At 58.7% G+C, this 12,886-nt stretch carries 9 protein-coding genes and 1 riboswitch; of the genes, 4 read left to right on the top strand and 5 right to left on the bottom strand.

Going from position 1 to position 12,886, the window contains the following annotated elements; genetic code table 11:
• Nucleotides 1-94: 94 nt before the first annotated feature.
• Nucleotides 95-586, bottom strand: a complete 492-nt coding sequence (locus HMPREF2884_RS00585; protein WP_070614785.1) for a hypothetical protein — start codon at nucleotides 584-586, stop codon at nucleotides 95-97.
• A 346-nt stretch (nucleotides 587-932) separates the two neighbouring features.
• On the opposite strand from HMPREF2884_RS00585, the gene HMPREF2884_RS00580 reads away from it, so the two are divergent.
• The 3 genes from HMPREF2884_RS00580 (at nucleotide 933) to HMPREF2884_RS00570 (ending at nucleotide 2,906) form a co-directional block, all read left to right on the top strand.
• The gene (locus tag HMPREF2884_RS00580; protein ID WP_049327857.1) at nucleotides 933-1,595 is read left to right on the top strand and encodes a hypothetical protein; all 663 of its coding nucleotides are present in this window, start codon (nucleotides 933-935) and stop codon (nucleotides 1,593-1,595) included.
• Nucleotides 1,596-1,832: 237 nt separating this feature from the next.
• The gene (locus HMPREF2884_RS00575) at nucleotides 1,833-2,072 is read left to right on the top strand and encodes a hypothetical protein (RefSeq protein WP_049350179.1); all 240 of its coding nucleotides are present in this window, start codon (nucleotides 1,833-1,835) and stop codon (nucleotides 2,070-2,072) included.
• Between the two features lie 129 nt (nucleotides 2,073-2,201).
• The gene (locus tag HMPREF2884_RS00570; RefSeq protein WP_070614783.1) at nucleotides 2,202-2,906 is read left to right on the top strand and encodes a DUF6318 family protein; all 705 of its coding nucleotides are present in this window, start codon (nucleotides 2,202-2,204) and stop codon (nucleotides 2,904-2,906) included.
• Between the two features lie 113 nt (nucleotides 2,907-3,019).
• On the opposite strand, the gene HMPREF2884_RS00565 is transcribed toward HMPREF2884_RS00570, so the two are convergent.
• Nucleotides 3,020-3,319 (bottom strand): hypothetical protein, encoded by a 300-nt coding sequence (locus HMPREF2884_RS00565; RefSeq protein ID WP_246827900.1) that lies wholly within the window; start codon nucleotides 3,317-3,319, stop codon nucleotides 3,020-3,022.
• Here HMPREF2884_RS00565 and HMPREF2884_RS00560 point away from each other — a divergent pair.
• On the top strand, nucleotides 3,318-6,398 hold the full coding sequence (locus HMPREF2884_RS00560) for a beta-galactosidase, LacZ type (RefSeq protein WP_070614781.1): 3,081 nt from the start codon (nucleotides 3,318-3,320) through the stop codon (nucleotides 6,396-6,398). The genes HMPREF2884_RS00565 and HMPREF2884_RS00560 overlap by 2 nt on opposite strands.
• Before the next feature lie 148 nt (nucleotides 6,399-6,546).
• Here the strand turns inward: HMPREF2884_RS00560 and HMPREF2884_RS00555 are convergent, their stop codons facing one another.
• The 3 genes from HMPREF2884_RS00555 to HMPREF2884_RS00545 all read right to left on the bottom strand — a co-directional run bounded on the left by HMPREF2884_RS00555 (nucleotide 6,547) and on the right by HMPREF2884_RS00545 (nucleotide 12,223).
• Nucleotides 6,547-8,529, bottom strand: a complete 1,983-nt coding sequence (locus HMPREF2884_RS00555) for a M13 family metallopeptidase (RefSeq protein WP_070614780.1) — start codon at nucleotides 8,527-8,529, stop codon at nucleotides 6,547-6,549.
• A 310-nt stretch (nucleotides 8,530-8,839) separates the two neighbouring features.
• Nucleotides 8,840-11,167 (bottom strand): 5-methyltetrahydropteroyltriglutamate--homocysteine S-methyltransferase, encoded by a 2,328-nt coding sequence (metE, locus tag HMPREF2884_RS00550; RefSeq protein ID WP_070614779.1) that lies wholly within the window; start codon nucleotides 11,165-11,167, stop codon nucleotides 8,840-8,842.
• 150 nt (nucleotides 11,168-11,317) lie between these two features.
• A complete protein-coding gene (locus tag HMPREF2884_RS00545; RefSeq protein ID WP_070614778.1) occupies nucleotides 11,318-12,223 on the bottom strand; it encodes a methylenetetrahydrofolate reductase in 906 nt (301 codons plus the stop codon).
• Nucleotides 12,224-12,340: 117 nt separating this feature from the next.
• Nucleotides 12,341-12,457: riboswitch (SAM riboswitch) on the bottom strand.
• Nucleotides 12,458-12,886: the final 429 nt, after the last annotated feature.

The raw sequence follows: 12,886 nt of genomic DNA, 5'->3' as shown, positions 1-12,886 counted from the left end.
TGCCTCCAACCACACTCAACTCTGAAGAGCCAATAAAGTCGATAATAAATTCGCCAATAAAGCTCACGGTGGGATCCTTTCTGCGGGGGTGGGGTTATTCTTTGATCTCTTCAAAGCGGAGGACGCTGAAGTCGAATTCGTCGTTTCGGGTCAGCAGAGACTTATATGCCCTGTATTTCTTGCCCGTCTTGAAGTTCTGGAGGTAGGGGTAGATACGTTCTCCATCGGGGGCGTTCGATGTTGTGATGATTCCGCACTCTTCCGTTTCGAATTCACCGGAGATTGAGTAGGGGTCCTCATGTTCAACGATTTCTACTGACGTAACAGTGCAGATAGTGGAGTCGTTGTACGGGTTGACATAAGAAATGAAATATAAGGAGGCGGGAAATGCCAGAAGGCACAACATCAGTAGGATTCTCTCGCGGTCACGCCAAATATCGTTAGCCTTTGAGCGAAGAAAATTCTTGAAAGCGACTTTCTTTGTGGGTTTCTTTGTGATAATAGATTTTTTCTTTGGGTAACCATTTTTCTTTGAACTGTTTCTTTTCTTTGAAACGTTCTTTTTCCTCGGGGAGTTCTTTTTCACTGCTCTTCACCTTCTTTCTGGGCTGCAGGCTGTTATTCTGTGATGTCTTCAAAGCGGGTCGTCTCAAAAACTGTGCTCATGGTGTGTACGTCCTTGTGTGGTGGTTGGTGAATCGTGCTCGCCCCGGTGAGGTGGCGGGTACATCCTTAGCCTATCGCACGGTATCTGACCAGGAGGTTAACTCGACGCAATGCTCCGGTGAAGACTCGGCAACCACTCCGCGGATAACGCGAATCTGGGCTTAACCACCCAATTTCCTCGGCTACTCTGAGAACGAACCCGCACCCTCCGCATCGTTGCCGGGAGGATGCCGGTCACCGATAAATAGAAAGGGTAGTGAACCACCATGATGATGAACTACACCATGATTGCCCTCTGGGGCGTAGTAAATGTCCTACAGACGTACAAGATGTTCCGGTCCATCATTGTCTACGAAATCAACCGACGCCGAGACAAGAAGCTGTACGCCAAAAACATTTACATTACTCGAAGCGACCGCTCCGAAATAATTGTGCTTGCCGTCGCGCTTCCCATGACCCCTGCTCTGATGTTTATGGTGCATCTGCTGGGCGATATAGGATTCCATTTTCTATATGATGTCGGAGCTTTCCTCTTCACGTGCTTTCTTCTATATGTCTTTAACGAAACCGCTGGTTCTTACACTAAAATCTCACCGGAAGGATTCGAAGAGGACAATGGGCACGACAATAAAACCTTCTACCCGCTCAACGCGATCGATAAGGTCACGTATACGCAGAGTTCCGACAGTGAAATTTCAGACTCCGTCTCCTTCGACACGAAATCGGGTAAGCGCATTGCGCGTTTCGGGCCCATCTATGAGGGCTACCCCCTCCTCGCAATGACCCGATTCAGGATCGAAAACGACCGCTGGCCAGATATGAACAACCCCGAAGAAGCTGCGCAGGTCAAGGCGTGGATGAACTGGAGCTCCACCATCCCGCACATCAAGGACAAGGAAATTTCGGGCCTCGCCGAAGTAGACATGTAGCCCGCAATTCAGCCCGTATTTAGCGTGTGCCCGGCGTGTTTCTCAACCAATATTTCCGCAATTTTTCTGCCGGAAAAACGTTGACTAGCCCGCATGGTCTAACCCTCAACTAGAAGGTGCACTCTGCGCGCAAAAACATTAACGTTGAGGCTTACAATAAGAAATGGTTAATGCACAGCCGCACGCCGTGCACACGCCACGTCACTTCACAGAAACACCAACCCCGAAAGGCATATCATGGCCACCAAGAAGTCCGCACGCCTCACCCGCCGCGCAGCACTCGCCGCCGCAGGCGCAGGCGCAGCAACCGCCCTCGGCGCACTGCTCACCCCCGCACAGGCAACCACCTACCGCCCCACCGTACGCCGCACCCCCTACAACCGCTACTACTCCGACCGTTACGGCCGCCGCACCCGCATCGTTATCAGCGACTACTACGGTAGCTCCTACAGCCACTACTACTATTACGGCGGCTAAAGAATCCCAAGCCCAATAAACATATACTGGAAGACGGCACTACACTCACGTAGTGCCGTCTTCCCGTTAGATGCCGTAGGCATCACCCGCACCACGGTGCGGAAAATGCACCACAGATAGAGAGAACCCATGAAGAACGTAACCCGCCGATCCGCCCTCGGCCTGCTCGCAGCAACCGGCGGCGCAACCCTCCTCGCAGCCTGCGGCGCTCAGCCCCAGGCAACCAGCGGCAACGCATCTGCTTCCGCGTCGACTTCTAAGACCGCACGCACCGACTACTCCGGCGTTGCAACCCTCGACGGCTACACCTCCAAGCCTTCCGACTACCAGCCCGCAACCCGCACCGAGCCGTCCAAGAACGCCCCCGTGCCCGTGAAGCCCGCCGTTGCCAACGAGAACAGCGTCGAGGGTCTGTACCAGTCCATCGCATTCTTCGGCGCAGCCATTGAATACTACATGCGCACCGGCAAGACCGAACCCCTGCGTGAATGCGCGGTTGACAACTCCGAGCTGAAGAACATGCTCGAACCCGAAGAAGGCACCCTGGGTGCTGGCCTGCAGCAGGGCAAGATTTGGATGCAGGACCCGTCCGTCACCATCACCATGCTCACCGCACAGCCCGAGCGTGATGGCGACGCCTACAACTGGAATATCCGCCTGACCATGGACAGCGGTGAGTTCATCGCAAGCAAGGACCGTGTGGAGAACGCTTCCTCCGATTCGGACCGTAAGAACGATGTGGAGCGCACCCTGCACGGTGTCTACGAGAACGGTGCGTGGAAGCTGACCGGTATGCGTACTTCTTCCTCTTCGTCCTCGGCTTCTGCTTCCTAAAAGCTTCAGCCTAGAAGCGCGTAGCTTCTACACCTAAAAGGCGCCCGCTCCGTGGAATAAACCCACGAGGCGGGCGCCTCTCTCATGCGGTGAAGGACCTACCCTGCTTTTACCTATGCAGAAGCAAGCTTCGCCTCAAGCTCCTTCACAATCTTCGCGTGTTCCTTCTCAGAGATAGAAACCTTGAAGAAGAAGGCGAGGAACGAGCACACAATAATGGCCAGCGGCACATAGAAAGCAGCCGTGTTGAACGTCTGAATGTTCTGCGCGGTGAGGCTATTAGGACCAGTGCCACGTAGACCAGAGCCAAGTTCTGCGGGAAAAGAATGAACAGAATGTAGGCGGCAATCATCACGCCTTCCGGCATCCTTAAAGGGACCAATCAAAGATGTATACGAGAGGAAGGAAGACATGTCTTCCACCGAACAAACGACTCCCGTAGTCTCCTCCCAGTCACCCTCAGCAGCGTGGCTTGATGACCCCACTGTGTACGCTGTCAACAGGGAAGCAGCGCACTCCGACCATCACTCCTCGAACCCCCAGCAGAGCCTCAACGGCACGTGGGCTGTCCGCACTGCATGGGCCTCAGAAATTGATGTCACCACCGCAGAATTCGCCGCCCCCACCCGCGACGAAAGCGACTACCAGAGCATCCCCGTCCCCGCCACCCTGGAAACTGAGGGACTCTGGCGCCCCGCCTACGTCAACATCCAGATGCTCTGGGACGGCCACGAAAACCCCGAAGCTCCTCACATCCCCGAGAAGAACCACGTAGCCCTCTACCGCAAGCACTTCACCCTGGAGGGCGACCTCAAGAAGATGCTGAGCGAATCGGGCCGCATCGCGCTCGCCTTCGAAGGCTTCGCAACCGCAATTTACGTGTGGGTTGACGGCACCTTCGTCGGTTACGCAGAAGACGGTTACACCACCACCTCCTTCGACATCACCGATATCGTCAGCAATGACGCAGAAGGCAACCACACCCTGACCGTCGCATGCTACGAATACTCGAGCGCTTCATGGCTGGAAGGCCAGGACTCATGGCGTTTCCACGGTCTCTTCCGCGCTGTGAACCTGGTAGCCCGCCCCGCAGTCAGCATCGCCTCCCTCACCGTTGAAGCAGACTACGACGCACCCACCGGCGAAGCACACCTGGACGCTCTCGTCACCCTCAACGGTGAAGAAATCAAGGCGTACACCCTGCAGGCCAGCGTCCTTGACGGCACCCAGGTCATCTGGTCTGGTACCGTCGCCGCCGAAGACGCATCCGTGCGCATCTCCTCCGACGCCCTTGAAGGTATCGCTCCCTGGTCGGCTGAATCGCCCTCTCTCTACACTCTGACGGTGGATCTGCTCCACGACGGCAAGACCGTAGAATCCACCAGCCAGCGCGTCGGATTCCGTCGCTTCCGCATCGAGAACGGAATCATGACCCTCAACGGTCACCGAGTCCTCTTCAAGGGTGTCAACCGCCACGAGTTCCACCCGCGTACCGGCCGCGTCCTGACCGTTGAAGACATGACTTCAGAGATTCTCTTCTGCAAGCAGCACAACATCAACGCTATCCGCACCAGCCACTACCCCAACGATTCACGCTTCTACGCCCTGGCTGACGAATACGGTATCTACCTGGTTGACGAAGCAAACCTGGAAACTCACGGCTCCTGGTGCACCCCCGGTGACATTCCCACCCCCGAGACCACGATCCCCGGCTCCCGCATGGAATGGGAAGGCGCCTGCGTTGACCGCGTAGAATCCATGATGCGCCGCGACTACAACCACCCCTCCGTAGTAATCTGGTCGCTCGGTAACGAAGCATACGGCGGCGAAGTATTCCGCTCCATGTACCGCCGAGTCCACGAACTGGACCCCAACCGCCCCGTACACTACGAAGGCATCACCTGGCACCGCGAATTTGATGACGTCACCGACATCGAATCCGGTATGTACACCCACGCTGACGTCGTTGAAAAGTACCTGTCGAACAACCCTGAGAAGCCCTTCATCATGTGCGAATACATGCACGCAATGGGCAACTCGGTCGGCGCTATCGACGAATACGTCGCACTGGAACGCTACCCCCACTACCAGGGCGGTTTCATCTGGGACATGATTGACCAGGCACTCTGGCACCCCGGTGAGAGCGAAGGCGCCCCCGAATACCTCGCCTACGGTGGCGCATTCGGCGAACGCCCCTGCGACTACGAATTCTCCGGTGACGGTATCCTCTTCGCCGACCGCAAGGTAAGCCCCAAGGTCGCTGAAGTGAAGGCAGTGTACTCCAACCTGCGCATCACCCCCGACCAGAAGGGCGTGACGGTCGTCAACGACAACCTCTTCACCTCCACCGCAGACTACACCTTCAAAGCTAGCCTGCTGGTCAACGGCGTTCCTCAGTGGCAGGAAGACTACTTCTTCGGCGTAGCCCCGGAATCCACCCACGAGCTGGCAATTCCCTGGCCCCTGGAAGAATACGCTACCGACAACGCAGAAGTAACCCTGGACGTCAGCCTCGTGCTCACTGAAGACGCCGCATGGGCTCCTGCAGGACACGAAATTGCCTTCGGTCAGTACGTCATCCCCGCATCGCAGGCTGAAGCAAACACCGCTGAAGGCGCAGCAGATGCGACGGTGACCGTCGGCCGCTGGAACGTCGGTCTGCGCAACAACCAGGCTGAAGTTATTCTGTCCCGCACTCAGGGTGGCATCGTCTCCTGGGTACACAACGGCACCGAGCATGTTATTCGCCCCCCGAAGCTCACCACCTTCAGGCCCCTGACCGACAACGACCGCGGCGCCGGACACGGTTTCGAACGCGCCCAGTGGACCGTCGCAGGCCGCTACGCCCGTTGCGCTAACGTTGCTGTCGAGCAGCCCAGCGATGACAGCGTGGCAGTGACCTACACCTACGAGCTGGCAACCCCCGCTCACACCGCTGTTACGGTCCGCTACGAAGCACAGAGCACCGGCAACGTGCGAGTAACCATCGACTACCCCGGCGAGAAGGACGCACCGTCCCTGCCCGCATTCGGTCTGGAATGGGCACTGCCCGGCGAGTTCTCGCACCTGCGTTACTACGGCCTCGGCCCCGGTGACGCCTACCCCGACCGTTGCAGCGGCGTCCGCCTGGGCGTGTGGGAAAGCACCCCCGAGCAGGACTACGCACCGTACCTGGTACCTCAGGAAAGCGGCAACCACATGGGTGTCCGTTGGGCTGAAGTGACGAACGACAGCAACCACGGCTTCCGTGTCCGCCAGTTGCAGACTGCCGGTGAGGGCCTGCACGTATCGCTCCTGCCCTACTCCTCCTACCAGATTGAGGAAGCTTCCTACCAGTGGGAGCTGCCCGAAAACAACCGCACCTACCTGCGTATCCTGGCAGGTCAGCTCGGCGTTGGTGGAGACGACTCGTGGGGCTCGCCGGTACACAGCCAGTACCACATCGATGCAACCGAGCCGCTGCACATGGACATTGCGCTAGAAATTATCTAACGCAACGCTCAGCACAGTAGCAGTAGACGCCTACCTTCGTGTAGCGTCCACGGCTCTCTAGAAAAGAGGCGCCCGCCCCGTGGTTTTCAAGCCACGAGGCGGGCGCCTCACTTATATGCGCAATAAAGCATATACCCTTATCGGGATGCTACCAGATGCGCACACGCTCCTCCGGAGCCAGGTACAGTGCATCGCCCTCAGAGACGCCAAACGCCTCGTAGAACTCATCAATATTGCGCACCACACCGTTCACACGGAACTCATCCGGCGAATGCGGATCCACCGAAATCATCACCTCAGCATGCTGCGGGCGGGACTTCGTGCACCAGCCGCGAGCATTCGAGAAGAAGAAACGCTGAATACCGGTCATACCGTCAATCACCGGCGCGTCAGCCAGCGACTCAATGCCCTGCTTCTTCAAAGCCAGACGGTACGCCTTCAACGCAATAGACATGCCAGCCAGGTCGCCAATGTTCTCGCCCAGAGTCAGCTCACCGTTCACGTGGAACTTCGGGTCCAGACCCACCGGAACGTACGCGTTGTACTGCTCCACCAGCGCGGAGGTGCGCTCCTTGAACTTCGCGTAATCCTCCTCAGTCCACCAGCTCTCCAGCTTGCCGTCACCGTCATAGCGGGAACCCTGATCGTCAAAACCGTGACCAATCTCGTGGCCAATAATCATGCCGATATTGCCGTAGTTCGCCGCATCGTCAGCATCCGGGTTGAAGTACGGGGGCTGCAGAATCGCTGCCGGGAACACAATCTCATTCGCCGGCGGCATGTAGTACGCGTTCACGGTCTGCGGAGTCATCAGCCACTCCGACTTATCCACCGGCTGACCCTTACGGGCAATCAGCCAGTCAGCATCAAACGCACCGGTGCGGCGCAGGTTCTCAAACAGGTCACCGGGAACGAGCTCCAGTGCGGAGAAGTCACGCCACTTATCGGGGTAACCGATCTTGGTGACGAACTTCGACAGCTTCTCCAGCGCCTTCTGACGGGTTGCCTCAGTCATCCAGTCCAGCGACTCAATAGACTCGCGGTACGCCTCAAGGAGGTTGCCGACCAGAACCAGCATCTTCTCCTTGTGCGAAGGCGGGAAGTGCACAGCCACGTACTCCTGGCCAATCTCCTCACCCAGAGCCTTCTCGACAGCGCCCACGCCGCGCTTCCAGCGCTCACGAATCTGCTGAGTGCCGGAAAGGGTCTTGCCGTAGAAGTTGAAGCTCTCCTGAACCAGCTCGTCGTACATGAACGGCGCACGCGAACGCAGAACAGTCCACACAGCCCACAGCTTCCAGCTCATCAGCGGGATGGAGGTGAACAGCTTCGCCGCACCCTCGAAGAAGGACGGCTGAGCCACAATAACCTGACCCAGGGTCTCCGGGTCGGCACCAAGAGCCAGTAGCCACTGCGAGAACGGGAAGCCGGGGAACTTCTCGTCCAGCTCGGTCGCCTGGTACGGGTTGTAGGTTGCTTCAGCGTCGCGGTTCTCCACGACGTTCCAGTGCAGGCGAGCCAGCTCAGACTCGTGGGTGAACACCAGCTGAGCCGCCTGCTCCGGAGTCAGACCGAAGCCCTCAGCCAGACCGGTCAGCTGGAACATGCGGGCAATATGCTCAACGTACGCCGCGCATGCAGCCTCGTGCTTCTCTTCACGGTAGTAGGATTCATCCGGCAGACCCAGACCCGACTGGTACAGGAAGAACGTGTAATTCTTCGGGTCCTTCGGGTCGTTGCTGGTGTACCAAGCGAACAGCTGCGGCAGACCCGCACGAGACAGCAACGCCAGGGTCACAGCCAGGTGGGAGGGGGTTGCCGAGTTCAGAATCGGGGCGATTTCCTTCAGCAGCGGCTCCAGGCCGTCCGCCTCAATCTTCTCAACATCCATGAAGGAGTTGTAGAGTGCGCCAATACGGGACTCCGGCTGCTCCTTCGCGATCTTCTCCACCAGCTCACGCACGTGCTTCTCTGCATTATCGCGGAGGGTGTACAGGCCGCCGTCCTTGGGGCGGTCCGCCGGGATTTCGTGGGTAGCCAGCCACTTACCGTTGACGTGGCGGAAGAAATCGTCGCCCGGCTTGACGGTTTCATCCACCCATTCTTTAGTGATTCCAGAGTTAGTAGTCATGGTTCCATTCTATGTTCTTACGCCCGCAAGCCACAGGATGCCCGGCACCGCGCCGGATGGTGGCTCACCGGTACAGGTGCTTCTCAGAGGCGTTTTAGGCGGCAGAAAGGGCGGAAGGAAGCAGAAAACCCGCCCGCACGGTGCAGAAGAAAAACCGTACGGGCGGGTCTGTTATCTATCCCCAAAAGCTCGGCATACAGTCGGTACGCATACCGGCACGAAGCCGAACAGCCGCCACCTGCCGCAGGTTACCGCGAGCAAACCATCATCCGGTCAACCCGCAGCAGGCAACGGAACCAATAGGCGCCTCCTAGAGGGATGCGCGAATCGCCTTGGTGGCGTCCACCAGGTGACGCAGAGACTGCTTGGTCTCCTCGTAATCACGAGTCTTCAGACCACAGTCAGGGTTCACCCACAGGTCAGCAATGGTGCCGTAACCAATCGCAGCCTTCAGCAGGGACTCAATCTCATCCTGAGAAGGAACACGCGGGGAGTGGATGTCCCACACGCCCGGGCCCAGACCGGAAACGAAGCTCTCCGGAATGTCAGCCAGCAGCTCCATGTGCGAACGAGCCGCCTCAATGCTGGTCACGTCAGCGTTCAGAGCGTTAATCGAGTCGATAATCTCGTTGAACTCCGAGTAGCACAGGTGGGTGTGAATCTGAGTGGAATCCTTCACTGCACTGGTTGCCAGGCGGAAGGAGTTCACCGACCAGTCCAGGTACTGCGGCTGCTCGTCGCGGCGCAGGGGCAGCAGCTCACGCAGAGCCGGCTCGTCCACCTGAATGATGCGGATGCCCGCCTGCTCCAGGTCGGCAATCTCGTCGGCAAGAGCCAGAGCCACCTGGTTAGCGGTCTCGCGGCGCGGCTGGTCGTCACGCACGAAGGACCAGGCCAGAATCGTCACCGGGCCGGTGAGCATGCCCTTGACCGGCTTGTCGCTCAGCGACTGTGCGTGGGAGCTCCACGGAACGGTGAACGCCTCACCGCGCAGGCCCTCACCGTGACGCTTCACGTCACCGAACAGGATCGAGGGGCGGGTGCAACGCGAACCGTAGGACTGAACCCAGCCGTGGCGGGTGGTTGCGAAACCGTCGAAGTTCTCAGCGAAGTACTGAACCATGTCGTTACGCTCAGCCTCACCGTGAACCAGCACGTCCAGGCCCAGCTCCTCCTGCAGTGCGATGACCGAGGCAATCTCGTCACGCAGGAAGCCGTTCAGCTCCTCAGCGGAAATCTTGCCCGCACGAGCCTCCGCACGGCGGCGGCGAATCTCAGCGGTCTGGGGGAAGGAACCGATGGTGGTGGTCGGCAGCTTCGGCAGGTTCAGGTCAGCCTGAGCCGCGCGGCGAACGTCAATGGTCGGACGGTCGAAGTCCTCGGGAGTCACAGCTGCGGCGCGGGCACGAATCTCGTCGTTGTGCTTGCGCGGGTCAGCGGCGAAGCGAGCCAGCGCCTCGTCAGCAGCCTTCAGCTCCGGCTCAACAGCAGCCTCACCCTCAGCCAGGCCACGAGCCAGCAGAGCAATCTCAGCGACCTTCTGATCGGCGAAGGCCAGGCCGTCCACGGGAACCTCGGCGGGGTCTTCCAGAGCCAGGTCGTGCGGCACGTGCTGCAGGGAGGTCGAAGAAGCCACCGACACGGCACCCTCGGATGCGCCGGGCAGCGCCTCCAGGGTCTTCAGGGCGGCGCGAACGTCGGCACGCCACACGTTGCGGCCGTTCACAACACCGGCAACCAGGTGCACGCCGGCGGCAGAAACGGACTCAAGCTCAGCCTTCGAGTACACGCCGTGCACCAGGTCAAGGTGCAGCGCCTCAATGCCGGTACCCAGCAGTGCCGGCAGGTTCTCACGCAGGGAACCGTAGGGGCTGGTCACCAGAATCTGCGGGCGCTTCTCGGCGGCGGCCAGGGTACGGTAGGTGCGCTCGGCCAGCTCGGCAACCTTCGCGTTGTCGGCACGGTCCACGGTCAGGCCCGGCTCGTCCAGCTGAACCCACTCAACACCGCGCTCAGCCAGCTGCTCTAGCACCTGAGCGTACGCTGCAACGAACTCATCCAGACGGTCGATGGGTGCGAAGTCCTCAGCGGAACCCTGCTCAGCCTTAGCGCCCAGCAGCAGGGTCAACGGGCCAACAATCTGCGGGCGAACCTTCACGCCAGCCTGCTTTGCGACCTCAAGCTGCTCGTCAATAGCCTCAAGGTTCAGCTTAATCTCGGTGCCGGCACCAATCTCGGGCACCAGGTAGTGGTAGTTGGTGTCGAACCACTTAGTCATCTCCAGCGGAGGCAGAGTCTCGGTACCGCGCGCCAGTGCGAAGTAGCCGGGCAGATCCAGCAGACCGCGTGCATCCTTAGCCTCAGCCAGACGCTCGGGAACCAGAGTGAACAGGCGAACCACGTCGAGCACCTGGTCGTAGTAGGAGAAGGTCGCCGGAATCGAGTAGTTATCAGCCTTCAGACCCGCAGCGGTCACGCGCTCAAAGTAGGTGCGCTGCACGTCAGCGGCGGTGTCCTGCAGCTCCTGCAGGGTTGCCTTGCCCTTCCAGAAAGCCTCCTGAGCCTTCTTCAGCTCGCGGAAGCGGCCCACGCGGGGGTAGCCAACAATGGTTGCGGCGGGAAATGCGGTGTTCGACATAATAGTTATTCCTTTACTGGGGATAGATGTGGGAGTCAGTTCCGGTATTTCGCCACCCAGCGGTGGGCGGTGAAACGGAGGTTGTAACTCCCGGAATATTTGCGGGGGAGACAATGGGAACGCATCCGACAAGGAGCGTTACGGGTTGGGTTAGGCGTATTCCAGTTCGCTCAGCGGCTGAGAGAAACGGTTGCTGTATCGGGGTAGGTCCAGCTGATCCAGAACGTCCAGCACCGCGGCATGCTCGTTGAAGGTGAAGAAGTGCAGGCCCGGTGCGCCCGCATCCATCACGGCGCGGCACTGGTTCAGCGCGTAATCCACGCCGATGCGGTGCAACTCTGTGTTGCTGGTCGCCGTCTCTAGGGCGTAGGCGAGGTCCGTCGGGACTTCCATGCCCGCCATCTGGCAAAGATTCTGCAGGCGCTTCAGCGAGGTTACCGGCATGATGCCCGGAATAATCGGAATATCTACGCCCGCCAGGTGCGCCGAATCGACCAGGGCGCTGTAGCGTTCATCCTCAAAGAACACCTGAGTAATCGCGAAATCCGCGCCGGCACGCTGCTTCGACAGCAGAATCTCAATATCCTGCAGCAGGGATGCGGACTCGGGGTGCTTCTGCGGGTACGCCGCCACACCAATCGACACCTTGCCAGCTGCCAGGTGGGCGAAATCTTCACGCTCCACGCGGCGAATGAGCTCTACCAGGTAGCGGGCGAAAGGAAGTTCAGAAACCTGACCTTCCTGAATATCACCGCGAAGAGCCAGGAAGCCGCGCACTCCCAGACCCAGAATTAGGCGGACTGCGCGCTCCAGCTCATGCACCGAGTGGCCTGCACAAATCAGGTGAGCCAGCGGGGTGAGGGAGGTTTCATGTACCAGGTGGTCGAGCAGCGCCAGGGTCTTCTGGCGGCGCTTAGCGTCACCGGCGTAGGTGACCGACACGTAGTCGGGGTTGGTGCCCTCAAGCTCCGCAATGGTGCGGAGCAGCGACTCACAGCTCGCCTGTGAGCGCGGAGGGAATAGCTCAAAAGAAAGAGCCGGGTGAACTGTAGTCATAACCATCCTTCGTGTTCACCCGATAGATACGCACCGTGAGGGTGCGCGAATTCTTCTGCAGGATGTGCTGTACCGGTTTGCGAGTACGACTCATCAAGGGGTGCCGAAGGGTATTCTTCTCTATCGGTTCTGGCGGGAGCACCTTGTCCGTACCCTGCACCGTGACGGTGGGGGATACTGGCGAGGTTGCTGCGACGTCTACGAGCCAGATCTCTCGGTCGCTCTTGATAGATAACGCTTTCACTCTACCCACTGCCTCCGAGGGTGCGCAAGGGATGCGGCGGTTGATGTCCTAATATTTCTGGACATGACATTGGGGCGAAATATGAACTTAATATGACTGACTATGACGAAGGGGGGCTGGGGGGCGTTGCGGGTAGGGCTGTCGGCTGACCCATGGATGTCCGGAACTATCGCAGATACGTCTGCTTAATATTCTTGGACACGCGCGAATATGTGTGTTTTATATTTCAGTGAGGAGTAGGGTAACTAATGAGGCACGGGTAGTGTTTCGATGTCCGCTCATCGAGGAGTTGTAGGGCTCAAAGATGAGTTCAGTATGACTTTGTGAGCGTGGTGAGAATGAAAAAGCTATTTTCTTCTATACTCTGGTCCTTCCGCCTAGCATGGAAAACCGGCTCTTCAGAGTTGAGTGTGGTTGGA

This window comes from Rothia sp. HMSC073B08 (assembly GCF_001812975.1).
GTDB classification, from domain to species: Bacteria; Actinomycetota; Actinomycetes; order Actinomycetales; family Micrococcaceae; genus Rothia; species Rothia mucilaginosa.
The sequence above is the reverse complement of the archived record's forward strand: the minus strand, read 5'-3'. Positions and strand labels throughout refer to the sequence as shown.

What these genes read in the sequence shown, in the direction of transcription:
- HMPREF2884_RS00555 (WP_070614780.1), bottom strand. Translation starts at nt 8,529, where the DNA reads ATGACTACTAACTCTGGAATCACTAAAGAATGGGTGGATGAAACCGTC.
- HMPREF2884_RS00570 (WP_070614783.1), top strand. Translation starts at nt 2,202, where the DNA reads ATGAAGAACGTAACCCGCCGATCCGCCCTCGGCCTGCTCGCAGCAACC.
- HMPREF2884_RS00575 (WP_049350179.1), top strand. Translation starts at nt 1,833, where the DNA reads ATGGCCACCAAGAAGTCCGCACGCCTCACCCGCCGCGCAGCACTCGCC.
- HMPREF2884_RS00565 (WP_246827900.1), bottom strand. Translation starts at nt 3,319, where the DNA reads ATGTCTTCCTTCCTCTCGTATACATCTTTGATTGGTCCCTTTAAGGAT.
- HMPREF2884_RS00545 (WP_070614778.1), bottom strand. Translation starts at nt 12,223, where the DNA reads ATGACTACAGTTCACCCGGCTCTTTCTTTTGAGCTATTCCCTCCGCGC.
- HMPREF2884_RS00560 (WP_070614781.1), top strand. Translation starts at nt 3,318, where the DNA reads ATGTCTTCCACCGAACAAACGACTCCCGTAGTCTCCTCCCAGTCACCC.
- HMPREF2884_RS00580 (WP_049327857.1), top strand. Translation starts at nt 933, where the DNA reads ATGATGATGAACTACACCATGATTGCCCTCTGGGGCGTAGTAAATGTC.
- metE (WP_070614779.1), bottom strand. Translation starts at nt 11,167, where the DNA reads ATGTCGAACACCGCATTTCCCGCCGCAACCATTGTTGGCTACCCCCGC.